The following is a 23,520-nucleotide window of genomic DNA, read 5'->3' on the forward strand; positions in this document are numbered from 1 at the left end:
AAGTTGTTCCGCGCCAAAATTGAACAGGCCGGTATGACACAAAGCATGTCCCGTGTAGCACATTGCCTAGACAATGGCCCCATGGAAGGCTTCTGGGGTATCTTGAAGCGCGAGATGTACTACAGGCGCAGATTTACTTCCCGGCAAGAGTTGGTTGAGTCAATAGAGGAATATATAAGATATTACACTTATGACAGACCACAGCGTCATTTAGGCATACGAACCCCAAGTGAGTACCACGAAAAACTGGTTGGAGCTGCATGAAAAAAGCTGCTCGCATTAGTTGCGAGCAGCAATGAATATTTTTATTTTTTTACCTGTCCACTTGACGGGGAGCACACCATCTTGTGCTGGGTGGGGGCTTTTGCTATACTGTCTTATGGTGGCATTATGAAGAGAGGGGGCTGTTTATGGAGGAGCAGGATTTTCGCCGTATTGCGGAAGTCAGTTATTTGAATACGGACAATACCTGGCGCTATCGCTCTATTTTGCATTTTTGCTTTAAGCGTCATGAACATATGCAGACCTATGTTTATCCTGAGGATATTTTTCACGAGCTGAAAAAGGATTCTCATTTTCAGGCGTATACTTTCGAGCAGTTGGAGCAGGATCTTGCTACGCTGGTTGGCTGGAAAAACCTTATTCCCCATCAGGAAACAGGACGTTCCAAGAGCATTGCGGACTTTAAGAAGAAACGCTATCGCTATCAATGCACGCCTTATACGGTGGAGATTGAGCGCATGGTGGAGAAATTGCAATCCCTGGGCACGGAGTTTAACGGTTCACTGGAAACCACTCAGTTTGACCGCATTCTGCGCGCCTTACGGGATTTTTTAGTGTCCGGGCAGGAACTTACATCGAAGGAACTGAATCAGACCTGGGGGGATCTGGAGCATTATTTCCATACACTGGTGCAGAATTCTTCCGATTATCTGGCCCATCTGAAGAGCGCCAAGGTGGAAGAACGGATGCAGACCATAGCCTTTGTAGTGTATAAGGATCGTTTTACCAAATATCTGCAGACTTTTGTCATTGGCCTGCAGCGGTCGGCCAAGCGGATGGAAAATCTCTTTCAGGGCAGCACACCTGAGCAGGAGGCAGCCTTATTTTCCCGGCTGACGGATTATCAGCTGTCCATTCCCCGGCTGGGGGAGGAGAAGAGCCGGGAAACCTACATGGAAGATTATCAGGAGAGTTTTCTGGTTATGCGGGAATGGTTTATGGGCAACAGTTATCGGGAAAGCGAGCTGTCAGCCCTGTCCAAGGAAACGGTGGACACCATCCGCCGCATTACGAAATTTGCCCAGCGGTTGGCGGAACAGCATCAGACCTTCCGCAACCGCAAGGCTGAGTATATCCAATTAGCGCGTTGGTTCTCCCATCTCTCCAGCAAGGAGGAGGCGGATTGCCTCAGTGCCGTGGCCTTTGGCCCTGCCGGCGGGCGGCATTTCTATGGGGAAAGCCGGGAAATGGAGGATATGAACAGCCATATCCAGGATGAAGCGCCGACGAGGATTGAGCTGAAGCCACGGGTGAGCACCTATCGGGAACGCCAGCGGCAGGTACCCATCCGGCAGTATGCTGCGGCTAAGGAAGAAGCCCGTCAGCAGCATCTGGCCCAGCAGGAAAAGCTGGCAGCGGTGATGAATGGCCTGGCCGCTGATGGCGTAATCGATTTTGCCTCGCTGCCTGTTATCAGCCGCGAGGCGCGGCAGATGCTGCTGAGCTGGGTGGACCGTGCTTTGCAGCGCAATCCTGTGCGCACGGAACTGGGCAGCACGGTGGAACTTATCTATGACCGGCAGGTGAAAGGGCGCATTACCCTGTACTGCGAGGATGGTGAATTCTCACTGCCTCCCATGAAGTTTCGGCTGCAGAAAGGAAACGGATAACAGATGGCAATTACAGACGGACAGGATGAACTTCGGCAGGCCGCCCAGCTGCTTGTGGAAAACCGCTGGGTAACCCGCAAGGACATGCCCGATGAATACTTACTGGTACGCCGTAACGAAAAAGCGCTGCGGCAATTTTTCCGTGACAAATGCGGCTGGCCTCTGCTGGTAACGCCGCAGTTTTACAAATTGGAGAAAATCCCCGCCAATCCCCGGCCTTTTATGGGCATAGAGGCCATGCAGAGCGTGGAGGATTATGTGCTGCTGGCCTGCGTCATGGCCTTTTTGGAAGAATATGAGGCCGGCGGGCAGTTCCTGCTGGGGGATTTGGCTGAGGCATTGCTTTCCTATTATCCGGAGGATGCTTATACTCCTAAGTTGAATTGGGAATCCTACAACTGGCGCAAGTCCCTGATCCGGGTGCTGAAATATCTGGCCGATGAGGGAATCCTGCAGATTGTGGATGATGAAAGCGTGGCCTTTTTGAGTCAGGGCTATGGCAGCGATGGCAATATTGCCGGCGAGGCACTCTATGAGGTGACGACATTGGCCCGGTACTTCCTGCGGAATTTCCCCCAGGAATTGGGGGCCTATGACAGCCTGGCAGAACTGGGGGCGGCGGATTTCATGCCGGAGATTGATGAGGAGGCCACGGCTCTGCGGCAGCGGCGGCACAGGCTATATCGGGAAGTGCTCTTAAGTCCTGTGTACTATCGGGATACAGAGTCGGAAGGGGATTTCCTCTATCTGCGCAAGCGCCATGGCCGGCTGGAAGAGGCGATGCTGGAATGGTTCGGCCTCCATGTGGAACTTTATCAGGATGCCGTGATGGCGGTTTCCCATGAGCAGTCATCCTGGGTCAAGGACAGTTTCCCGGTCCGGTTCCGGGGGCTTCATGATGTGTTGCTGCATTTTGCCCATTATTGGCGGGAGCTTTCGCCACAGGTGACTTCCCTGAGCAAAACGGAATGGCAGGTGCATATGGAGAAATTGCAGGCGGCTGTGGGCCACGGCTGGACCAAGGAATACCGGGAGATGAGCGTCAAGCGGCTGGCGGAGAATGTGCTGGCGGAAATGACGGCCTGGGGCATGACCAAAGTGGCAGAGGATGGCCTGATTACATTATTGCCGGCCCTGCTGCGCTATGATGGCAACTATCCCACGGATTATCAGCCAGGCAAGAGTGCCAAGCGGGGCAAAACGGAGGACAAGGAATGAGCGACAATCGTTGGCAGGCCTATCGGGCAGGCATTTTGAATTATTGGTATTATGATGAGGCGGAGTTTTACTTTGCCGATGGCAGGCTGCTTTTGCGGGGCAGCAACGGTTCTGGCAAGTCCGTTACTATGCAGAGCCTGATTACGGTGCTGCTGGATGGCGTGAAGCGGGCGGATCGTCTGGACAGCTTTGGCTCCAAATCCCGTACCATGGATGATTATCTGTTGGGGGAAAAGGAAATCAGCGAATACGAGGAACGTACTGGCTATCTTTATCTGGAATACAAGCGGGCAAATAGTGAGCAGTACATCACCACAGGCATTGGCCTCCATGCCCGCCGAGGCAATTCCAAGGTGGACTTTTGGGGCTTTGTGCTGCAGAATGGCCGCCGTATCGGCGAGGATCTGTCTCTCTATCATTTGACGAAGAATCCGGAAACGGGAGAAGAACAGAAGATTCCTTTGACCCGCCGGGAATTGGAAAATGCCATCGGCCAGGACGGCCGGGTGACCACGGAGCAGCGGGAATACATGGCCATGGTGAATCAGTATGTCTTTGGCTATGAGGATATCCGCAAATACGAGGAATTGATGAAGCTGCTCATTCAGCTTCGCAGTCCGAAATTATCCCGGGATTTCAAGCCCAGTGTTATCTATGAGATTTTGAATGCCTCTCTGCCCACCCTTTCGGATGAGGATTTGCGGCCTTTGGCGGAGACGCTGGAAAATATGGAAAAGACCAGGCTGGCAATCGAACAGCTCAAGCGGGAGCGGGGGGCCTTTCAGAATATCTGCCGAGCGTATACCGCCTATAATACGGCGGTGCTGGCAGAGCGGGCTTTGGCTGAGGCCGATTGCCAGAAGGCCCTCAACCGTCTGAACAAGCAGGCGGGGGCCCAGCAGGAGGAACTGCTGGCGGCAGAAAAACAGGCGGCAGAGGCCAGTGAGCGGTTGCAGAGCCTGACGGTGGAAGAAGAAGCCCTGCGGCAGGAACAGGCCAGCCTGCAGGAGCATGAAGCCTATAAGGCTGCCGAAAGGAAAAAGGAAGCAGAATTGCAGCTGGCTAAAGAGCAGGCAGAGAAACAGCGTAAGGATGACAGCCTGCTGGAAAAACGCCGGCGGGAACTGTCCCTGCAGGAGCAGATGCGGCAGGAAGAGGCTGATCTGGCCCAATTGGAAAAACAGGTGGCTGATATTCTGGAGGATTTGACGGATCTGGCGGAGCAGGCGGACTTTGACAGCCACGCCGCTTTTCAGGAGGGCTTCCAGCTGTCCTCGCCGGATTGTGAGGAGCATTTCCGTCTCTGGCGCCGGGAACGGCAGAATCAGCTGCAGAGCCTGCAGAAACTTCATAAGCAGATGCTGCAGTACGAGCAGTCGTTGGAAAAGCTGCAGCAATGGGAGCAGGAACTGGGCGAGGAAAACCGCCGGCTGGATCAGTACCGCCATGAAGAAGAACGGCTGACAGAAATGCTGGCCCAGGAACGGGAACATCTGGTCAAGGCCTTCTATGAATGGAAAGACCGCTGGCAGGCCCTGCTGCCAATGGACAAAGACGCAGAAATCCGCCTAGCTGGCAGTTTGCGGGAACTTTTGGGCACAACCTCCTGGCTGGATATCCAGAATCAGCTGGGAACCATTGTCAGCGAGAAGCAGCGCAGCCTGAATGCAGCTATCGGCAAGGTGGAGCTGAATAAGCAGGAACTGACCGGTCAGCTGGCCGAAGCGCAGGCAGAACTGGCAAGCCTGCGTCAGACAAAGGCGGCTGAACCGGAACTGCAGGAAGCCTGGGCAGCTGCCCGTCAGGAACTGACAGCCCAGGGCATCGCCTATGTGCCCTTATACGAAGCCACGGAGTACAGAAGCACGGTTTCCCCGGCCATGCGGGAACGGCTGGAATCGGCATTGCTGGAAGCTGGCTTGCTGAACTCTCTGCTGCTGGCTTCCAATGAGGCGGCGCAAAAACTGCCGGACTCCATGCGGGGCACGGTGCTCTTCAGCGGCGAGCCAGTGATGCTGGCTGAATCCTTGCTGGATTATCTGGAACCTGTGCCCGGAGAGAGCGGTATCGCCAGGGAACGCATTGCTGACGTTTTGGGCAGCATTGCCATCAGCAGTGAAGTATACGGCAAGGGCAATGGCATTGCCCTGAATGTGGTGGATGGAGCTTATCGGCTCGGTACACTGGCAGGACGGGCAGCCCAGCGCCCGGCAGCGCTCTTTATCGGCAAGCAGGCCCGGGAAAATTACCGCCGTCAGCAGATTGCCGCTAAGGAAGCGGAAATTGCCGGCTTGCAGGCAGAGCTTGCCCATGTGCAGGAGCAGGAAAGCAGCCTGCTGGCTGAAAATGACTGCCTGCTGAAGGCTCGGGAGGATTTCCCGAATCAGCAGGAGGTACAGTCGGTTTATGATGAACTGCGCAGCCGGGAACGGGATATTGAACGACAGCAGCACAGGCTGGGTGAACTGGCGGACAGGCAGAAGAAGCTGACCTTGGAACTGCGGGACGAACGGGCCGGAATCATTGCTGAGCGTGGCGATACGGGGCTGGCGTTTTCCGCCGCTGCCTATGAGGAAGCTTTAGCCGCCCTCCACGATTATGGCGAAGTCTGGCACAAGCTCACCCTTATGCAGGCTAACTATGCCCATAGTGCGGAGCTGTTCCGGCAGCAGAGTCAGGAGGCAGAATATGTCCGGGAGGAAGTGGATGCCCTCAAGGGAGAACTGCTGGACAAGGATATGAATATCGCCCGGCTGGAGAAGAATATCGCTGCCCTGCAGGAGCAGCTGGCCCGGATGGATGCGGCGGCCATTGAAGCCCGCATTGCCGAAGTGGTGGAACGCCTCAGGCATATCCCCCAGGAAATCCGGCAGGTATCCCAGCTGCTGGGACAGAATGAAAGCAGCCGGCAGACATTGGCTAGTCAGCTGGAGCAAAGCTGGCGCCGGCAGCAGGTCTATGGAAAGCTGCTGGTTTTATGGCAGAAACTTCTGCAGGCTGAGCAGAAGCGGGGCTTTGTGGATTTGGACAAGAAGAATCTGCGGGAGCTTATGCAGGCCCGGCAAAAGAGCCGTGACAACAAGACACTGCATTCTCTGGCCCAGGATGTGGAAAGCCAGTATGCCAGACAGCGGGATGAAATTGCCGAGTATCGCTTTTCCCTGCGGGAAAATGTGGATGAACTGGGCGATTTACCGGAAATTTCCCCGGAAGATGAGGAGATTTTCCTGCCTCGTTTGGATACTCTGCGGGATCATGCCGTGCGGCAGCTGGCCCTGACTGAGGCCGGTGGCAAACCGCTGAGTCCCTATGAGCAGCTACAGCAGCTCAAAGACCATCTGCTCGAACAGGAAAGCCTGCTGTCTGAGCAGGATAAGCGAATCTATCAGGAAATTATTCTCAACAGCATCGGCCGCACTATCAGTGAAAAAATCTATGGTGCAGAGGATTGGATCAGAAAGATGAACAAGCTTATGGCCCGAAGCGAAACTTCCAGTGCGCTGCGGTTCCGGCTGGAGTGGAAGCCCCTTACCGGGGAGGGCGACAACGAGCTGGATACGGCCGAACTGGTGGAACTCTTGCACAGCGATCCGGAATTGATGAAGGAAGCGGATATGAAGCGCCTGGAGAAGCATTTTTCTTCCCGCATACGGCGGGCAAGGGAAGAGGCTCAATTGCAGGAGAAAGATGCGGAGGCATTTCAGGCTTCCGTGCGGGAACAGCTGGATTACCGGCAGTGGTTCTGTTTCCGTCTTTACTATGATAAGGGTGAGCAGATTCAGCGGAGGGAACTTACGGATAGGGCATTCTTCCGCTTCAGTGGCGGTGAAAAGGCTATGGCCATGTATGTACCGCTATTCTCGGCTGCCTACTCCCGCTATCTGGATGCTGGCAAGGACGCGCCGCGCCTGATTACGCTGGATGAGGCCTTTGCCGGGGTGGATGAGCAGAATATGCGGGATATGTTCCGCTTGGTGGAGCAGATGGGCTTCAACTACATCATGAACTCCCAGGCTATCTGGGGCGATTATGATGTGGTGCCCAGCCTTAATATCTATGAGCTGCTGCGCCCATTGAATGCCAACTATGTATCGGTGCTGGGCTATCACTGGAATGGTCAAAGCCGTGATGTGATGCTGGAGGAGAGCCGTGAAGGATAAGCTGTTAGCGGAAGCGGCGGCGTATTTCCGGGAGCATGCCATATTGCTGAAGCTGGCCGGGGAATTTTGCCGCAAGTATCGCAGCCTGGGACATTTTGGCGGGCGGGTGCTCCTGTCCGTGCTTACCGTGGAGGAACAACGGGATTTATCAGCCTTTCTGCGCCGCAAGCCGGGAAAAGCGGATTTTGTTTCTTATAAGGATTTTTCCGCTGCGTGGGAGAAAACCCGCTTCGGAAGCATTGCTTTGCCGGATTTTCTGCTTTCCCTGATGCCGGGAAATTTCATGACTAAGCGGGAAGAGCGGCAACAGGAACAGGTGAAGCGACGGGCAATCATGGACCGTCTGCGGGCTGAATATCCGGCTGAACCTGTAAGGCATTGGTTGCGGGCATTGGCTCAGGGAGATTTGCGCCTGTTTGCCAAAGATCTGTATCAGCAGGAAGATGTCCTGGCGACTGTGGCCTGCGCCTTGGCGAGCCTGCCGGAAAAATATGAGCGCCTGCCCCTGTTTGCCAATCGGGTGGCGAAAAATCCCCATGCACTGGATTTTGACCGTACAGAAGGCCGGCTTTTCCTGCAGGCGTTGGCCTTTTTGCAGGGGGGACATGTTCCGGCAGCTGCTGATGAGCGTACGGAATTGCTGTATAAATACCGTCTGATTCGGGATGATATCCTGAACTTTGCTACGGTTTATGGACTGAAGGCTTATGCGGAAAATGGACGGGAGATTGCCTATTGGCGTACGGCGGCCGAAGTATGCGCCCCGTTGAATGTGCCCCTGCGGGAAATCGCGGCAGCCAGGCAGATCCTGCCAGTGTCAGAGAAAGCGGATGCGGTCTATATCGTGGAAAATTCCGGTGTGTTTTCTACATTGCTGGACGGTTTGCAGGCAAGGCAAAAGACTGTACCGCTGGTGGCCCTGCATGGCCAGCTGAAAGCTGCTTCCTGGGCCTTGCTGGATAGACTGGCTGCAGGCGGTTTTCGCCTGCTCTATGCCGGCGACTTCGATCCGGAAGGCCTGAGTATTGCCAGCCATATCCTGAATCGCTACGAAGGAGCCGCCCTTTGGCATATGTCTGTGAACGAGTACGCCCAGGCCAATCTGCCCTTGCCGGAAAACCGGCTGAAAAAACTGCCCACAAGCAATCACCCGCAGCTGACGCCTTTGGTGGCAGCCATGCGGCACGAACAAAAGGTGCTGTATCAGGAAAGTTTGCTCCAGAAACTGCAGGCTGATTTGTGGAACAAGTAAGGCGGGCGAATGGAAAATATTGGTTGATACTATAGTATGTTTATGCTATAATGAGAGTAATAAGAGAGGTCCTGCTTTAGTGGACGATTCAAAATAAGAGAGGTCCTGCTTCAGTGGACGATTCAAAATAAAGGGATTATCGTATTGGCGGTAATCCCTTCTTAAATTGTACGGAGATGCTTGGAGAATGGATTTAGGGTTATGCTGTATTTATAAACAAACTTAGCAATATATGTTAAATATCTTTATAAATTTTGTTGCTCATTAACTGCTCTCGACAAGCCGAGTGTCGGATTAGTCCGAACCAAGCAAGCGGTCTACGCAGCAACTACCACAACTGGACGCAGCACTACGCCCTCTACCTCATAGGCTTATGCTATTTGAGGTTACTTGTTTTTGCTATTTTCATGTAGGCGGCTTTGCCGCTGAACGAGGTGTCTACGTCAACCTTGGACATTTTTACAAGCCGTAAGGGCGATGTCTCCTCGAATACGTAGAAACGAGGCTCTTTTCTCGGCTCAACCTTTCTAAAGTGCAGTTCCCGTAGGTTCGTTACGTACATTATAACAAAATATTTAATATTTGAGAATAGTTTGTTTATTTTTGTTTACTATACCGCTCCGGTGTCAGGCAGTATAACGGCAAGTATGGTGATAGGCATGAACCAAGGGAGCCTTTACGCTGGCGGCATTACGGGGAATAACAGTGGCACGCTTGCCAAGGCGTATAGCACAGAAACAGGAAGTGTTGCGGCGACAGCAAATATGGTTGATTTGAGGAACCAGATCGGCGGCGCAATTACCGGCAACGGCACTTCCACCAACGCTTACAGCGAAAATCTTACAGCGGTGGCTACCTTCGCCGAATGGGGCGACTCCATTTCCCCAGATGGGCAAAGCCGCACTGCTGTATGGCGCATCTATGATGGAACCACCACGCCCCTGCTCACCGCCTTTATGACGCGGAAGGATAATATCGAGGCCAAAGAATATGACGGCACCGCCGATGTGGGCAACAACATCATTGCTTCCACCAAAACCTCTACCCAGGCAGAGGGCATCAACTGGGTTAATAATGTCAGCATGATTACCCCCAAGACCTTGACCATAAGCAATGTAACCAAGGTCTATGACGGCAATACTGCCGTCAGCCTTTCCCTGTCCAATGTGGAGGGCATTGTGGAGGCGGATAAAACCGCCCTGAGCCTGAGTTCTACTGCCACGGCTGCCTACGACAATAAGAACGTAGGCACCGGCAAGACCGTCCTTACAGCGGCCTCGCCCTCACCGGGGACAAGGCCAAGAACTACACCGTTGCCCCAGCAGGAAGCCTCAATACCGGCAGTATCACCGCCGCCCCGGTCACCTTTAAGGCCGATGATTACACCACATACGCCAGTCAAGGGCCTGACACTTTCCACCTACTTTGATGCCAGCTGGGTAAAGGCAGAGAAATCCGGCAGCAATGCCACCACCCTGAAAGGCTGGGGTTTTGGCCTGACCTACGCCCAGCCCAACGACTGGTTTGCCAGAATAGACTACGCACGGCGTATCGGCTTTGCGGACAACCTCTCCCGCGACGCCGAAAGCCGCAGCCGCATCTGGTTCATGGTCGGGAAGGTATTCTAACACAAAATAAAAAAGCTCCCGCAGTGCGGGGGCTTTTGTCATATATGAATCCAAGTTTGGGGAAGCCTGATAATGGGGAGTTATCGGGGGATTCAAACACTTATTAATTATAGGAACAGTAAAGCAGAGAAACAACCGTTAAAAACGGATAATTATCGCTGATTTTGAACAATGGATGGATTGCTATATCGTTGTGGCGGCCTTTATGGTAGGATAGGAGTAGGGGGGGTATCTATGCAAAGATATTGGCAGCTGGTCTGCCAGGGCTTGCTGCTATGGCTGGTGGCGCTGGTTTGCAGTGGGTGTGGTAATACGGTGCAGGAGCATGGAAAGGAGGACCTGATTGTCTATAGTTCCCATCCACAGCGTTTTGTGCAGCCGCTGGTGGATGAGTTTGAACGTCAGACGGGAATCACGGTTCGGGTGGTGCATGGCAGCACGGGTGAGCTTTTGGATCGTGTGGCAAAGGAGCAGCCTGCAAGAGCAGATGTGTTTTGGGGCGGCGCCATTTCCAAGGTGGAGGATCAGCGGGCGCTGTTTACTGCGTATGTGTCATCGCAGGACGATAAGATGCGGCCGCAGTTCCGGAATACGGATGGTATCATGACGCGCTTCACCGATGTGCCCAGCGTCCTGTTGGTCAATACGAATTTGCTGGGGGACCGGGAAATCACAGGCTACAAGGATTTGCTGGCGCCTTGGCTCAAGGGGCGGATTGCCTTTGCCGATCCGGCGGTATCGTCATCGGCATATGCACACCTGCTCAATATGGTGGATGTGATGGGGAAAGGCAATACCGTAGCTGGCTGGGATTATGTCCAGGCTTTTGGGGCGAATTTGGCGGGGCAGCTGCTGCCGGATTCGCAAGCCGTATGTGCAGGTGTAGCCCAGGGGAAATATGCAGTCGGCTGCACCTTTGAAGAGGCCGCAATCCTTGAGGCGGCCAAAGGCAGTCCTGTGAAGATAATCTATATGGAGGAAGGCGTCCACAGTGTTCCCGATGGGGTATGCATTGTCAGGGATACAGTACATCAGGAAGCCGCGCAGGCTTTTGTGGAATTTTTGGTGAGTAGGGAGGCGCAGGCGTATATCGTGCGCGAGCTGCATCGCCGCAGCGTGCGCCAGGATGTTCTGCCACCGGATGACCGGACATTGCTTCCGCCATTGCTGGAAGCGGCCAGTTGGGAAAAGGCGCATGATACGGTGTCACAGGCGGATTTGTTGGCGAAGTTTTATCGATTCTGCGGGCGGGAGGATTAGTATGTATGATTTTCAGCGGGCCTTTCGCCGGGCACTGCTCAAATATGCCCTGTTGCCGGCGCTGTTGTTTGGCGGCATCAGCCTGATCTTTACCATCTATGCCTGGAATCATTATGTTGTGGCGAATAATCTGGCGGTACGAAGTGAGCTGGTTCACCGGCTGGAAGGCGGGCTGCAGGATGGGGCGTCTGTCCTGCAACAGATGGAGCATCGGATACAGGCGGGATCGGGAGCACTGGCGCCGCAAAGTAATCAGGACCGGTCAGCACTTTATGGCGACCTTTATGCGGTGGCGAATCAAAGTGCGGTTCCCCTGGACTTTTACCTGCTGGATGAGCAGGGGCAGCTGCTTTTAGGGAGTCAGCCGGTTCTGCCTTCAGGCTTGCAGCATGGGGATTGGGGCATCCTGCGGCGCCTGCACCAGAGCAGCCGGCCGTGCTGGGAGTTCATCCGCAAGGATATGGCCAGACAGGATCTGGCACTTGGCAAGGCCGTGGCAGCAGGGGACGGTGGCAAGGGCGTTCTGGTCATCATCATTTCCGGTGATAAGATTTTTGCGGGCAAGGAGAATCCGGAAGTCCTGCTGGCGGTGACGGATTCCTTCGATAATGTAACGGCAGCGGCAGAGGCGATGCCTGTGGATGAGCAGGGAAAGCTGCTGCCGATACTCTGCGCGACGGATGGTGGTTTGGCAGAAGCAGGACGGGAGATTTACTATGTGACGCAGAGCCGTTTGCCACAAGGGCTGCAGGTGGTGGCGCTTACGCCGGTACGCAGCCTGCTGGATCGTTATCTTATGGGCAGTGCCTTGTCCCTGCTGTTTTTCCTGCTGTTGATACCGCTGATCTTCCGCGGTGTGCAGCGAGAAAGCCAGTTGCGGGCTCAGGCCGTAGAACGCCTGACTGCCAAAGCTGAGATGCGCCAGCTGGAATCCCAGTTCAATCCGCATTTCCTGTTCAATACCTTGGAAAATATCAAATACATGGTCAAACTCGATCCCGCCGCTGCGATACGGATGCTGATTGCATTATCGGCGCTTTTGCGCTACAGCATCAACAATTCCCTGCAGCAGGTAACGCTGGCCGATGATCTGGACTACGTGCACCGTTATATGGAAATTCAGCAATACCGGTTTGGAAAAAGGTTGGATTTTACCGAGAACATCGATTCGGCAGCACTGGCTTGTGAGATTCCCAAGCTGCTATTTCAGCCTTTGTTGGAAAATGCCATAAAGTACGGCGCCGATAAAAGCGGTTTGAGAAGCGTGCGTTTGGAAATAAAATGTTTGGACGATGAATTGCAGGTGGATGTCGTGGATCAGGGCAGGGGCTTTTCTGCTGAGACACTGCAGGCTTGGCATTTGCTGCAGGAAAATGAGGAGAATGATACGGCGCATACAGGGCTGTACAATATCCATCGCCGTATCCAGCTGTTTTATGGCCGGCAGTTCGGTGTGGAAATCCGGTCCGGAGCAGGGGAGAACTGTGTGAGATTGCGCCTGCCACGGCGGGTGGCAGAGGAGGGGTTGATATAGATGCTGAGAATTGTATTGGTAGAAGATGAAGATATCATCCGGCGTGGGCTGGTGGAGACCGTGGATTGGGAGGCTATGGGAGCAGAAATTGCAGGTGAGGCAGCAGACGGGGAGGAAGCTTTGCCCTTGATACGGGAGCTCCGGCCAGATGTGCTGATTACGGATATCCGCATGAATAATATGGATGGGTTGGAACTGGCCCGCAGGCTGCGGGCGGAAAACATCCTGCCCAGGCTGGTCTTTTTGACGAGTTATACGGATTTTGAATACGTCCGGGAAGCACTGCGACTGCAGGCGGCTGATTATCTGTTGAAGCCGGTTGACGATGCGGATTTGGCAAGGCTGATGTGTAAATTGGGGGCTGTGCAGCAGGAAAAACTGCCCTTTGAACAGGAAATGACCGGGGCGGCAGACAGCAAAAATCCCTACGTGCGGGCCGTTTGGCAGGCCATCACGGCGAACTATCAGAACCATATCAGCCTCGAACAGGTAGCGGAAGAACAGCTGGTATCCGTCAGCTATCTGTCGCGCAAGCTCAAGGAGGAAACAGGCGATACCTTCGGCACGTTGTTGGCCAAGTATCGCCTGCAGCAGGCCGTGCGGCTGCTGCGGACAGGCAGATTGCGTGTCTATGAAGTGGCCGGGCAGACAGGCTTTGGCGATTATAAGAACTTCTGTCAGGTGTTCCGGCGTTATCTCGACACGACACCCAGCGCCATCATTCAGGAAAGCATTGGCAAATAGAAACAGATGGTTCAGGCGGAGGAATAAAAACATTGCAATCCCCCTGTCTTTATGCTACAATTCTATGTATTGTGGCGATGAACAAGAAGAGTAAATCTTGCAGGCCTTCTAAGAGAGTCTTCGTTGGTGGGAGAAGACAGGGCCGGGGATGGAAAGTTCGCTTGGGAGCTTTCCGGAGGAAATGCCGGACGCATCTCTGCGTTATGGAGATTCAAGTGATAAATCAGGGTGGTACCGCGAAATTCAGCCTTCGCCCCTCGTGTATGCTTATGACATACGAGGGCGAGGGCTTTTTAGATTTTACAGATAAAACATCAGGAGGTAAATAATGGAAGAAAAGATTGCTGAACTTCAGGCTGCTGCTGTAGCTGAAGTCAAAGCCGCCAGCGATATGACGGCACTTAACGATATCCGTGTGAAGTATCTGGGCAAGAAGGGCGAGTTCACCGCTATCCTGCGTGGCATGGGGAATCTCTCCGCTGAGGAACGTCCGAAAGTGGGCAAGATCGTCAATGTGGCCAAGGCCGCAGTGGAAGAGGCCATCAACGCGCAGGCTGGCGAGCTTAAAGCGAAAGAACTTTCTGCCCGTCTGGCTAGTGAGAAAATCGATGTTACCCTGCCGGGCCGCAATGTTCCCCAGGGCCATCTGCATCCGCTGACGCTGACCATGCAGCGCATCAAGGACATCTTCGTGCACATGGGCTTCAGCGTGGAAGAAGGCCCGGAAATCGAGCGCGACTATTTCAACTTTGAAGCACTGAACCTGCCCAAAGATCATCCGGCCCGCGATATGCAGGATTCCTTCTACATCACGGATGAAATCCTCATGCGTTCCCAGACTTCCCCGGTACAGGCTCGCACGATGCAGGCTAACGAACCCAACAAGCCGATTCGCATGATTGCGCCGGGCCGCGTTTACCGCCGCGATGAATACGATGCCACCCATTCCCCGATGTTCACGCAGGTGGAAGGCCTCGTGATTGACAGGGGCATCAGCTTTGCCGACCTCAAGGGTACGCTGGAGCTCTTCCTCCATCAGATTTTCAACGAGAATGTAGGCGTGCGTTTCCGTCCCAGCTTCTTCCCGTTCACGGAACCTTCCGCCGAAGTGGATATCTCCTGCGTGATGTGCCATGGCGAAGGCTGCAAGGTCTGCAAGGGCACGGGCTGGCTGGAAATCCTCGGCGCCGGTATGGTTCATCCCCATGTGCTCGAAATGAGCGGTTATGATCCGAAAGAGGTCAGTGGCTTTGCTTTCGGTCTGGGCGTAGAGCGTATCGCCATGCTGTCCTATGGCATTGACGACTTGCGTTTGTTCTACGACAATGACGTGCGTTTCTTGCAGCAGTTCTGATTAGGGAGGTTACACCATGCAGGTTTCCATTAAATGGTTGAACGATTACATAAAATTTAACGAAACGGCCGAAGAACTGGCCGACAAATACACCATGTCCGGCGTTCCCGTGGAAAATGTTATCCGCGCGGACGAAGGTCTCGATAAAGTGGTGACGGGCCGTATCGAAAAGCTCGAAGCTCATCCGGATTCCGACCATCTGCAGATTTGTCAGATGAATGTCGGTGAGCCGGAACTCATTCAGATTATCACGGGTGCTCAGAATGTGGCCGAAGGCCAGGTTGTGCCGGTGGCGATGGTTGGTGCACATCTGCCCAATGGCCTGCATATCAAGAAGGGCAAGCTGCGCGGCCTGCCTTCTAATGGTATGCTTTGCTCCGCTGAAGAACTCAAGATGGACCTTACCAAGCTGACGGAAGAAGAAAAGAACGGCATTTACATCCTGCCTGCCGATACGCCGGTTGGTGTACCCGCCAAAGATGTGCTGGGCCTCGATGATGTCGTGCTGGAATTCGAGCTCACCGCTAACCGCGCCGATTGCTTTAGCGTTGTCGGACTCGTGCGTGAAGCAGCAGTGCTTACGGGCAACGAGCCGCACTATCCGGAAATCACGGTCAAAGAAGATGACGAAGCTAAGGCTGCGGACATGATCAAGATAGGCATCGACAGCGATCTCTGCGATCGCTTTGCTGCCCGCGTGATCAAGAACGTCAAGGTTGGCCCGTCTCCGGAATGGATGCAGCAGCGTCTCGAAGGTGCAGGCATCCGCGCCATCAATAATGTAGTGGACGTGACCAACTTCGTCATGGTGGAACTGGGCCAGCCCATGCATGCCTATGACTATGATGAAATCGCCGGCCACAGCCTGACGGCCCGTCTGGCCAAAGAGGGCGAAAACCTCCATACGCTGGATGACAGCTCCCGTATTGCCAAGGGTACGGAGCTCGTTATCGCAGATAGCGAAAAGCCAGCTGGTCTTGCCGGTGTGATGGGCGGCCTCGAATCCGAAGTGACGGAAAAGACCACGACGATTGTCCTTGAAGCGGCATCCTTCAATGGCGCCAGCATCCGTCGCACATCCCGCGCCTGCGGCCTGCACTCCGAGGCTTCGGGACGTTTCGAACGCGGCGTGGATGTGACAGCTATTCCCCGCGCCCTCGACCGCGCCTGCCAGATGCTGCAGGAAATGGGTGCCTGCACGGTAACCCAGGGCATGGTGGATGTATATCCGAAGCAGAAAGAGCAGACGGAGATCCATTACACCGCCGAGCAGATCAATGCCCGTCTGGGGACGCAGCTCAGCGCTGCCAAGATGATGGAAATCCTCACGAGCCTGGGTTTCTCTGTTCAGACGGAAGGCGAAGGCTTTGTGGCCCAGGTTCCTTCCTGGCGCAATGACTGCACCTGCATGGAAGACCTGTCCGAGGAAATCTCCCGTATCTATGGTTTTGACAATATCGCACCGAGCCTGCCTTGGGGGGCAGTGATGCAGGGTAAGCAGAGCCCGCGCCAGAACTTCATCGACAAGGTCAAGGAAATCCTTGTAGGCCTCGGCATGACGGAGGAGCTGTCCTTCAGCTTCACCAACACCGACCTGCTGGACAAGATGTTGGTGCCCGCTGACAGTGAACTGCGTCAGGCAGTGCCCATCATGAACCCGCTGACGGATGATTATCCACTCGTGCGCACGAGCCTTCTGACCTCCATCATGGAAAACGCTGTGCGCAACTTCTCTCGCAAGAATATGGATCTGCGTCTCTTTGATGTAGCTCCCGTATTCTTCCCGAAACAGCTGCCCGTAACGGAACAGCCGGAAGAAGTCGTAAAACTTGTCGGTCTGATGACGGGCCGCCGCAATACTGTAGGCTGGAATCAGGCAAATGACATGATTGACTTCTACGATATGAAGGGCCTGGTGGAAGAACTGCTCGCAAGCCTCTCCATCTCCAAGTACACCGTGGAAGCCGGCGAGCATTTCGCCCTGCATCCGGGCAAGACGGCGCTCTTCAAGAAGGGCCGCGAGGTCATCGCCACCCTTGGCGAACTCCATCCGCAGGCTGCCGAGAACTTCGGCATCAAGCAGAAGGTTTACCTCTTCGAGATGGATGTGGAAGTGCTCATGAAGTACACCGCCAAGAATTTCCATTTCGACAGCCTGCCCAAGTTCCCGGCAACCTCCCGCGACCTGGCCATCGTGGTGGACAAAGATGCCGAAGCCGGCAGGATCGAACAGGTCATCACGAAGAATGGCGGCAAGCACTTTAAGTCTGTAACGCTCTTTGACGTCTACACGGGCGAGCATGTGGCTGAAGGCAAGAAGAGCCTGGCCTTCAACCTGCAGTTCCAGTCCAAGGACAAGACGCTGACCGATGAAGAAGCCGATACGGCGTTCAATAATATCCTCAAGGCTGTGGAAAAACAGTTTGGTGCGCAGCTGCGTGCATAAGCAGGTGATATTATGGCAGAAGAAAAGAACAGTCCCTCCGCTCAGCGCGTGGTCGTGGATATCTATGGCACGAGCTATCCGCTGAAGACGGACAATCCCCAGCATATGAAGCAGCTGGCTGCGGCGCTGGACAAGCGAATGAAAATCATGAGCCGTGCCGTGCGTACCTTTGACGAGCGCAAGATTGCCGTCCTGACTGCGCTGGAGATTGCGGAGGATTATTACAAGCTCAAGAAAGATTACGATGAACTAGTGGATCTTTTGGACGAAAAATAATCAAATAATAGCAGGATTTTTTATCCAGCCCACGAATATAACTCGTAAAGGAGAAGGAAGTACGACTTTACGGGTTATTTCTATAGGACAAAGGAGTGGGTAATCAATGGGGTGGATTAAAAATCTGCGGGTAGCCTATAAGATGCTGATACTGGCGGTTTTTGCCGTAATTGGCATGCTGGTTATCGGCTTTGCCGGGTATTCGTCGCTGAAAAAAGCTCAGGTAGACATGGAATTCATGTATGAGAAATGCGTAAAATCCTTGGGCTATCTCAGCGATATGCGCTATGGCATCCGTTATTCCCAGGGCATGATGGTGGTCATGACCACGGTAAAGGATGATCCGGCCCGCATGCAGACTTTGCAGAAAAAGTACGAGGATGGCGTGAAACTCGTGGAGGCTGGTGTCAGCAGCTATGAAGCCGTCACGGGCAAGCCCGAGGAAATGAAAAAGGAATTTGAAGAATTCAAAAAGGGATGGGGTGAGCTCCATACCCTGATGAATAAGGTTACCGCTTTGGCGCAGCAGGGGCAGCAGGAGGAGGCGCTGGCGCTGTATAACCAGAATGGTGCCAAGATGGTGGATAAGCTTCGTCCTCATATCAACAAGATGACGGAACTGGAAAATGCCCATGCCGAAGCACTGAACAAGGAAAATGATGAAGATACGGAAGCAACCATTCGCAACATGGTTATCCTGCTGCTATTGGGCTTGATTATCATGGTCGCAGTGGCGATGTTCATCACCCGGGAAATCGTCAATCCGGTGGAAGCTATGATGCGTTCCTTGGATCGCCTGCGTGGCGGTGACTTCAGCGACCATCCCCGTACGATCATCCGTGGCGACGAATTTGGTGCGATGGCAGATATGGTAGCAGAAGTACGTACGACGCTTAATAAACTCATGCGCAGTTCCAGCACCACAGCGGAACAGCTGGCTGCATCCTCCGAAGAACTCACCGCCAGCTCCCATCAGTCGGCACAGGCTTCCGAGCAGGTGGCGCAGTCCGTTACCAATGCCGCCGGTGCTGTGGCCGAACAGCAACAGGATGTGGGCGATGTCATCGATTCCATCGATAATGCAGTTGAGGCAATCGGACGTCTGAGCAAGACGGCCAATATGGTTTCAGAACATGCCAATACCAGCAACAAAGCTGCTGTAGAAGGTAATGAAGCCGTGAAACAGGCAGTCAGCCAGATCAACAGCGTGGCCCAGGTGGTCAACAGCTCAGCTGAAACCGTGGATAAACTTGGGCAGAGCTCGCAGGAAATCGGCCAGATTGTCGAGACGATTTCCTCGATTGCCGAACAGACCAATTTGCTGGCACTCAATGCGGCAATCGAAGCTGCTCGTGCCGGTGAGCATGGCCGCGGCTTTGCCGTTGTAGCCGATGAAGTAAGAAAGCTTGCTGAAGCCTCCCAGGAAGCGGCCAAGCAGATTACAAGCCTCATCAGTGGTATCCAGTCGGAAACGGCAGCAGCGGTTACCTCCATGCAGAAGGGCAGTGCCGCCGTCAAGGAAGGCACCGCATCGGTGGAACAGCTTCGTGACACCTTCAAGAGCATCTATGATGCAGCTTTGGGGGTTGCCAAACAGGCTGAGGAAATGACCAGGGAACTCAAGGCTGTTGAGAATGATACGCAGGTCATCAAGAGCAAATCTGACGGCATCCTGCAAAAGGGTGGTATGGTGGCATCGGAAATGGAAAGCGTTTCTGCCGCCTCCGAAGAACAGTCTGCCTCGGCAGCCGAAATTGCTGATGCCAGCACGGCTCTGGCCAATCTGGCCCAGGGACTCCAGAATTCCTTGCAGAAATTTAAATTCTAAAAACCAAGAAGTGACCGGTATCTTTGGCGGATATCGGTCACTTTTGTGATGAATGGGAATAGATTTTTCATTGGATTTTCAAAAAAACATGTTTATAATAGATATGAAGAAAATATTTTGGAGGTGCGGTTATGCGTGTTTTACTAGCAGAAGACGATCGCCGCTTAGGTAAGCTGATTCAGTATATGCTGGAACAGAATAAGATAAAGGCTGATTGGGTGACCAATGGCAGTGAGGTCTATGAATATGCCATGTTCACCGATTATGATATATTGATTCTCGACTGGATGATGCCGGGAGAAAATGGCATTGACGTATGCAAACGTCTGCGTACGGATGGCTACGCCAAGGCCATCCTGATGCTGACGGCCCGCGATTCCGTGGAAGACAGGGTTTCGGGGCTCGATGCTGGTGCTGACGACTATCTGGTCAAGCCCTTTGAGTTCGCCGAACTCATGGCCAGGCTCCGGGCTTTGGGGCGCCGCAGCACCCAGCAGATTCAGCAGGACAAGGTGGAAGTCGGCGATTTCACGCTGAACCGCACGACGAAGGTACTGAAGAAGAAAGATGAAGTTATCCAGCTCTCACCGCGTGAGTTCCAGATCTTTGACCTGCTGGTGCAGAATTTGGGCATTGTGGTGCCCCGCGACATCCTGCTCGATCGGATATGGGGCATGGAGGCGGATGTGAGCTCTAACAATATCGATTCCTATATCAAGATTTTGCGGAAAAAACTCGATGTAGGGGATGGGGAAACGATTATTAAGACCGTCCGCGGCATTGGCTATAAGCTGGAGGTCGGCGGACAGTGACAGAGAATCTCTTTGGCAAAAGCCGCAAACGGCTGACCATGCTCTATTCGCTGGTCATGATCATCTTCCTGGCCATCTTGATTTTCGCCATGCATCAGTCCATGGACTGGTCCATCCGTTCCGAGCAGGCAAGGGAACTTTGGGATACGGCTGATAATGTGGCCGAGGCCCAGAAGTATCTGAACCAGCATCCGGAACTCGTGATTGACGATACCCTGGCTTACAAGAATACCAATGACCGCCTGTTCTTCTATGTATTCGATGCCGATGGGAGGCTGCTGAACTTTTCCCGGGCCTCCTTCCGCATTGAGCCGTTTATCCTCGATGTGATGAGCCAATGGACAGCCCCAGAGGGGGACGTGGTGGTCGTGACCAAGCCCAAGGAGAACGGGCATAAGTCGGAAATCATGATGACCACCCAGAAAATCACCGAAAGCAATGGCCGGGTGCAGATGGTCTATGTAGGCAAGGATGTCACGGCGCTCTACAATGGTATGGAAAAGGCTACCTCCATAATGGCTGGTCTGGGACTGCTGGCCCTGCTCATTGCGACCATGGTCGGGCATATCCTGTCTGGCAAGGCCATGGTGCCGCTGAAGGCTGCCTATGAAAAGCAACGCCAGTTTGCCGCGGATGCTTCTCATGAATTGCGTACGCCATTAGCGGTGGTCATGGCTTCGGCTGAGATCCTGCAGAACGATCCGGAAATCAAATCGCCGTTCCTGAAGCAGATCGTGGAAGATGTCCATGATGAGGTCAAGAAGATGACCAAACTGGTCAGCGATCTGCTGGTGGTGGCCCGCAGCGATAACAAGGCGCTGAAGCTGAAGCCATCCAAATTCGATCTGGGCGCGGTGGCGGCGCAGACTGCCCGCATGATGCAGCCTTTGGCTGAGCAGAAGCACATCAGCATCCTGTCGGATAACCTGCCGAAAACCATCATTCATGCGGATGAACAGAAGATTCGCCAATTGGTGCTGATCCTCGTGGATAATGCGGTGAAGTATACGCAGGATGGCGGCGAGGTCAAGGTGGAATTCCGTTCCGCCGAAAAAGGCAAGGTCACTCTGGCCGTGCAGGATAATGGCATCGGCATTGCCAAGGAGGATCAGGAAAAGATCTTTGACCGCTTCTACCGTGTGGATAAGGCTCGTTCCCGCGAGATGGGTGGAAACGGCTTAGGACTGGCCATCGCCCAGGAAATCGTGGAGCTTCATCACGGCAATATTGCCATTGAAAGCGAACTGGGCAAGGGAACGACATTCCTGGTTACTTTGAAAAGCAAGATCAAGGGAAAAAATTTACATATGTTTTGATTGAAAGGCAGGAAATTTATCATTGGTAACGAATTTTATTCGTAATGAAGGAAATTTCCGGGGTGATGTGTATGAAACACTCGGGCCTAGATGATCGGCTGGATTCTATCTTGGTGCGGGCGGCTATGCGGCTGGAAGAGCGTATGCGATTAGCCTATTTTCGCGGGAATCTGACCAAGTATTTAGACCGGATTGGTCTGGCCAAGTATATTGATGATGAAAAACTATTGAAAGGCAGCCTGCTGGATCTGCAGGATGATGCGGCAGTGGCCATGGCTTACTGTCTGCGCAAAGCACGTAAGCGGGGCTACCTCAAGGAAGCGTTGGATGAGCTGAATATGTCAGAGCTCCTGCAGAGGGAAACGCGGATCAAGACCGTGGTGCCGACCATGAAACGGCAGCCGGAACTGAACAAGGTACAGCTGCAGATGGTCAAAGGCGAGAATAAGTCTTCGGCATTGACCGAGGAAGAAAAGAAGAAACTGCTCAAAAACTTCAAAGTGATAAAATGAAAAAACGCTGATGGGGGTAAATCCATCAGCGTTTCGTTTTTTAGAGGTCTGTGATTTGATTGGTGATTTTTGCCAACTGTTCTGCCGTGGGCACATTGGCCAGGCGGATCTTGTCGAGGACGATCTCACAGCCGCAGGCCTTCAGTTCTTCTTCTACCAGGCCGATGCTCTGTCCGCCCCAGCCGTAGGAGCCGAAGGCGAAGGCTTTCTTGTTCTTGGGGGCCAGTCCCTTGAGGTAGCAGAGGAAGCTGGCGATGGTGGGCATCATCTGGTTGTTGATGGTGGGGGAACCTACGGCCAGGTATTTGGCGGTCAGGATGTCGGTGAGGATATCGGACAGATGGTTTTCCTTGATATCATAGAAGCCGACGGGAATATTCTTCTGGGCAAAGCCCTCGGCGATGGCGCGGGCCATCTTTTCCGTGGAATGCCACATGCTATCGAAGACGATGACAGCCCGTTCTTCATTTTCAGAGCTGGACCATTGTTGATATTTGGCCATGATTTCCGGGATATGGGAGCGCCAGATGACGCCATGGCCCGTGGCAATCAGTTTGATTTCCAGCCCGCTCAGCGCTTTGAGGGCGGTCTGGGCCTGACGGCCATAGAGCATCAGGATGTTGGCATAGTATTTCTGGCATTCATACATCAGTGTGGGGGAATCCACTTCATCATCAAAGCGCTGGCTCGAAGCGAGGTGCTCGCCAAAGGCATCGTTGGAGAAAAGGATCTTCTCCTCGGGGCAGTAGGTCACCATGCTGTCCGGCCAATGGAGCATGGGGGTGGGGACGAACTGCAGGGTGCGCTGACCGATGCTCAAGGTATCGCCGGCTTTGACACCCTGATAGGGAAGGATGCCATAATGCCCCTTGAGACCTTTTTCACCATTAGGCAGGGTGGTGATAATCTTAGCATTGGGGCAGTGTTTCAGCATGAAGGGCAGGGCCCCGGAATGATCCGGTTCCACATGGCTGGAGATGATGTAATCGATCTTTGCTGGATCGATCACAGACTGGATGCGTGCCAGAAGTTCATCGGCAAAGAGCTCCTTCACCGTATCAATCAGGGTGATTTTCTCGTCTATGATAAGATAGGCGTTGTAGGTGGTGCCTCGCCCGGTTTGGTAGCCATGGAAACTGCGCATGGACCAGTCGATGGCGCCCACCCAGTAAATGCCCTTTTGGATTTCTAATGCCTGCATAGTATGATCCTCGCTTTCTGCTATAAATTTTTCAATCTATCTCGTTATTTCGTCAGTTAGCAGTTTTTTCCTGCCTGGTAAAGGATT

17 protein-coding genes and 1 other annotated feature are annotated in these 23,520 nt (G+C 53.6%); of the genes, 16 read left to right on the forward strand and 1 reads right to left on the reverse strand.

Going from position 1 to position 23,520, the window contains the following annotated elements:
• The 16 genes from BLQ59_RS07870 to BLQ59_RS07945 form a co-directional block, all read left to right on the forward strand.
• A partial coding sequence (locus BLQ59_RS07870; protein WP_143005318.1) for an IS3 family transposase occupies positions 1 to 264 on the forward strand: 264 nt, incomplete at its 5' end.
• A 146-nt stretch (positions 265 to 410) separates the two neighbouring features.
• Entirely contained in the window at positions 411 to 1,892 is a 1,482-nt protein-coding gene (locus BLQ59_RS07875; protein WP_074572322.1) for a TIGR02677 family protein, read from the forward strand.
• A gap of 3 nt (positions 1,893 to 1,895) precedes the next feature.
• Entirely contained in the window at positions 1,896 to 3,110 is a 1,215-nt protein-coding gene (locus tag BLQ59_RS07880) for a TIGR02678 family protein (RefSeq protein ID WP_074572323.1), read from the forward strand.
• Positions 3,107 to 7,270, forward strand: coding sequence for a TIGR02680 family protein (locus tag BLQ59_RS07885; RefSeq protein WP_074572324.1), 4,164 nt, complete (start codon positions 3,107 to 3,109; stop codon positions 7,268 to 7,270). The genes BLQ59_RS07880 and BLQ59_RS07885 overlap by 4 nt, the downstream gene beginning before the upstream one ends.
• Entirely contained in the window at positions 7,260 to 8,522 is a 1,263-nt protein-coding gene (locus BLQ59_RS07890) for a TIGR02679 family protein (protein ID WP_074572325.1), read from the forward strand. Before BLQ59_RS07885 ends, BLQ59_RS07890 begins: the two co-directional genes overlap by 11 nt.
• A gap of 764 nt (positions 8,523 to 9,286) precedes the next feature.
• A complete protein-coding gene (locus BLQ59_RS07895) occupies positions 9,287 to 10,150 on the forward strand; it encodes a YDG domain-containing protein (RefSeq protein WP_218122882.1) in 864 nt (287 codons plus the stop codon).
• 234 nt (positions 10,151 to 10,384) lie between these two features.
• Positions 10,385 to 11,410 (forward strand): extracellular solute-binding protein, encoded by a 1,026-nt coding sequence (locus BLQ59_RS07900; RefSeq protein WP_074572327.1) that lies wholly within the window; start codon positions 10,385 to 10,387, stop codon positions 11,408 to 11,410.
• A gap of 1 nt (position 11,411) precedes the next feature.
• Positions 11,412 to 12,944, forward strand: a complete 1,533-nt coding sequence (locus tag BLQ59_RS07905) for a sensor histidine kinase (RefSeq protein ID WP_074572328.1) — start codon at positions 11,412 to 11,414, stop codon at positions 12,942 to 12,944.
• A complete protein-coding gene (locus BLQ59_RS07910) occupies positions 12,945 to 13,688 on the forward strand; it encodes a response regulator transcription factor (RefSeq protein ID WP_074572329.1) in 744 nt (247 codons plus the stop codon).
• Positions 13,689 to 13,756: 68 nt separating this feature from the next.
• Positions 13,757 to 13,949 (forward strand) — a binding site (T-box leader).
• A 67-nt stretch (positions 13,950 to 14,016) separates the two neighbouring features.
• On the forward strand, positions 14,017 to 15,042 hold the full coding sequence (gene pheS / locus BLQ59_RS07915) for a phenylalanine--tRNA ligase subunit alpha (protein WP_074572330.1): 1,026 nt from the start codon (positions 14,017 to 14,019) through the stop codon (positions 15,040 to 15,042).
• Positions 15,043 to 15,058: 16 nt separating this feature from the next.
• Positions 15,059 to 17,488, forward strand: a complete 2,430-nt coding sequence (gene pheT / locus BLQ59_RS07920; RefSeq protein WP_074572331.1) for a phenylalanine--tRNA ligase subunit beta — start codon at positions 15,059 to 15,061, stop codon at positions 17,486 to 17,488.
• Between the two features lie 12 nt (positions 17,489 to 17,500).
• The gene (locus BLQ59_RS07925; RefSeq protein WP_074572332.1) at positions 17,501 to 17,764 is read left to right on the forward strand and encodes a cell division protein ZapA; all 264 of its coding nucleotides are present in this window, start codon (positions 17,501 to 17,503) and stop codon (positions 17,762 to 17,764) included.
• A gap of 106 nt (positions 17,765 to 17,870) precedes the next feature.
• Positions 17,871 to 19,592, forward strand: a complete 1,722-nt coding sequence (locus BLQ59_RS07930) for a methyl-accepting chemotaxis protein (protein WP_074572333.1) — start codon at positions 17,871 to 17,873, stop codon at positions 19,590 to 19,592.
• 131 nt (positions 19,593 to 19,723) lie between these two features.
• The gene (locus BLQ59_RS07935; RefSeq protein ID WP_074572334.1) at positions 19,724 to 20,404 is read left to right on the forward strand and encodes a response regulator transcription factor; all 681 of its coding nucleotides are present in this window, start codon (positions 19,724 to 19,726) and stop codon (positions 20,402 to 20,404) included.
• The gene (locus BLQ59_RS07940; RefSeq protein WP_256324637.1) at positions 20,401 to 21,720 is read left to right on the forward strand and encodes a sensor histidine kinase; all 1,320 of its coding nucleotides are present in this window, start codon (positions 20,401 to 20,403) and stop codon (positions 21,718 to 21,720) included. Before BLQ59_RS07935 ends, BLQ59_RS07940 begins: the two co-directional genes overlap by 4 nt.
• 71 nt (positions 21,721 to 21,791) lie before the next feature.
• Complete coding sequence (locus tag BLQ59_RS07945; RefSeq protein ID WP_143005320.1) at positions 21,792 to 22,232, forward strand: hypothetical protein; 441 nt, start codon at positions 21,792 to 21,794, stop codon at positions 22,230 to 22,232.
• 40 nt (positions 22,233 to 22,272) lie between these two features.
• Here BLQ59_RS07945 and BLQ59_RS07950 read toward each other — a convergent pair whose 3' ends face one another.
• A complete protein-coding gene (locus tag BLQ59_RS07950; protein ID WP_074572336.1) occupies positions 22,273 to 23,433 on the reverse strand; it encodes an FprA family A-type flavoprotein in 1,161 nt (386 codons plus the stop codon).
• Positions 23,434 to 23,520 lie beyond the last annotated feature (87 nt).

The organism is Pseudoselenomonas ruminantium (genome assembly GCF_900104055.1).
Classification (GTDB): Bacteria; Bacillota; Negativicutes; order Selenomonadales; family Selenomonadaceae; genus Selenomonas_A; species Selenomonas_A ruminantium_C.

Coding starts and splice junctions, on each gene's coding strand:
- BLQ59_RS07930 (WP_074572333.1), top strand. CDS start 17,871: ATGGGGTGGATTAAAAATCTGCGGGTAGCCTATAAGATGCTGATACTG.
- BLQ59_RS07895 (WP_218122882.1), top strand. CDS start 9,287: ATGGTTGATTTGAGGAACCAGATCGGCGGCGCAATTACCGGCAACGGC.
- pheT (WP_074572331.1), top strand. CDS start 15,059: ATGCAGGTTTCCATTAAATGGTTGAACGATTACATAAAATTTAACGAA.
- pheS (WP_074572330.1), top strand. CDS start 14,017: ATGGAAGAAAAGATTGCTGAACTTCAGGCTGCTGCTGTAGCTGAAGTC.
- BLQ59_RS07910 (WP_074572329.1), top strand. CDS start 12,945: ATGCTGAGAATTGTATTGGTAGAAGATGAAGATATCATCCGGCGTGGG.
- BLQ59_RS07935 (WP_074572334.1), top strand. CDS start 19,724: ATGCGTGTTTTACTAGCAGAAGACGATCGCCGCTTAGGTAAGCTGATT.
- BLQ59_RS07885 (WP_074572324.1), top strand. CDS start 3,107: ATGAGCGACAATCGTTGGCAGGCCTATCGGGCAGGCATTTTGAATTAT.
- BLQ59_RS07945 (WP_143005320.1), top strand. CDS start 21,792: ATGAAACACTCGGGCCTAGATGATCGGCTGGATTCTATCTTGGTGCGG.
- BLQ59_RS07880 (WP_074572323.1), top strand. CDS start 1,896: ATGGCAATTACAGACGGACAGGATGAACTTCGGCAGGCCGCCCAGCTG.
- BLQ59_RS07950 (WP_074572336.1), bottom strand. CDS start 23,433: ATGCAGGCATTAGAAATCCAAAAGGGCATTTACTGGGTGGGCGCCATC.
- BLQ59_RS07900 (WP_074572327.1), top strand. CDS start 10,385: ATGCAAAGATATTGGCAGCTGGTCTGCCAGGGCTTGCTGCTATGGCTG.
- BLQ59_RS07905 (WP_074572328.1), top strand. CDS start 11,412: ATGTATGATTTTCAGCGGGCCTTTCGCCGGGCACTGCTCAAATATGCC.
- BLQ59_RS07875 (WP_074572322.1), top strand. CDS start 411: ATGGAGGAGCAGGATTTTCGCCGTATTGCGGAAGTCAGTTATTTGAAT.
- BLQ59_RS07925 (WP_074572332.1), top strand. CDS start 17,501: ATGGCAGAAGAAAAGAACAGTCCCTCCGCTCAGCGCGTGGTCGTGGAT.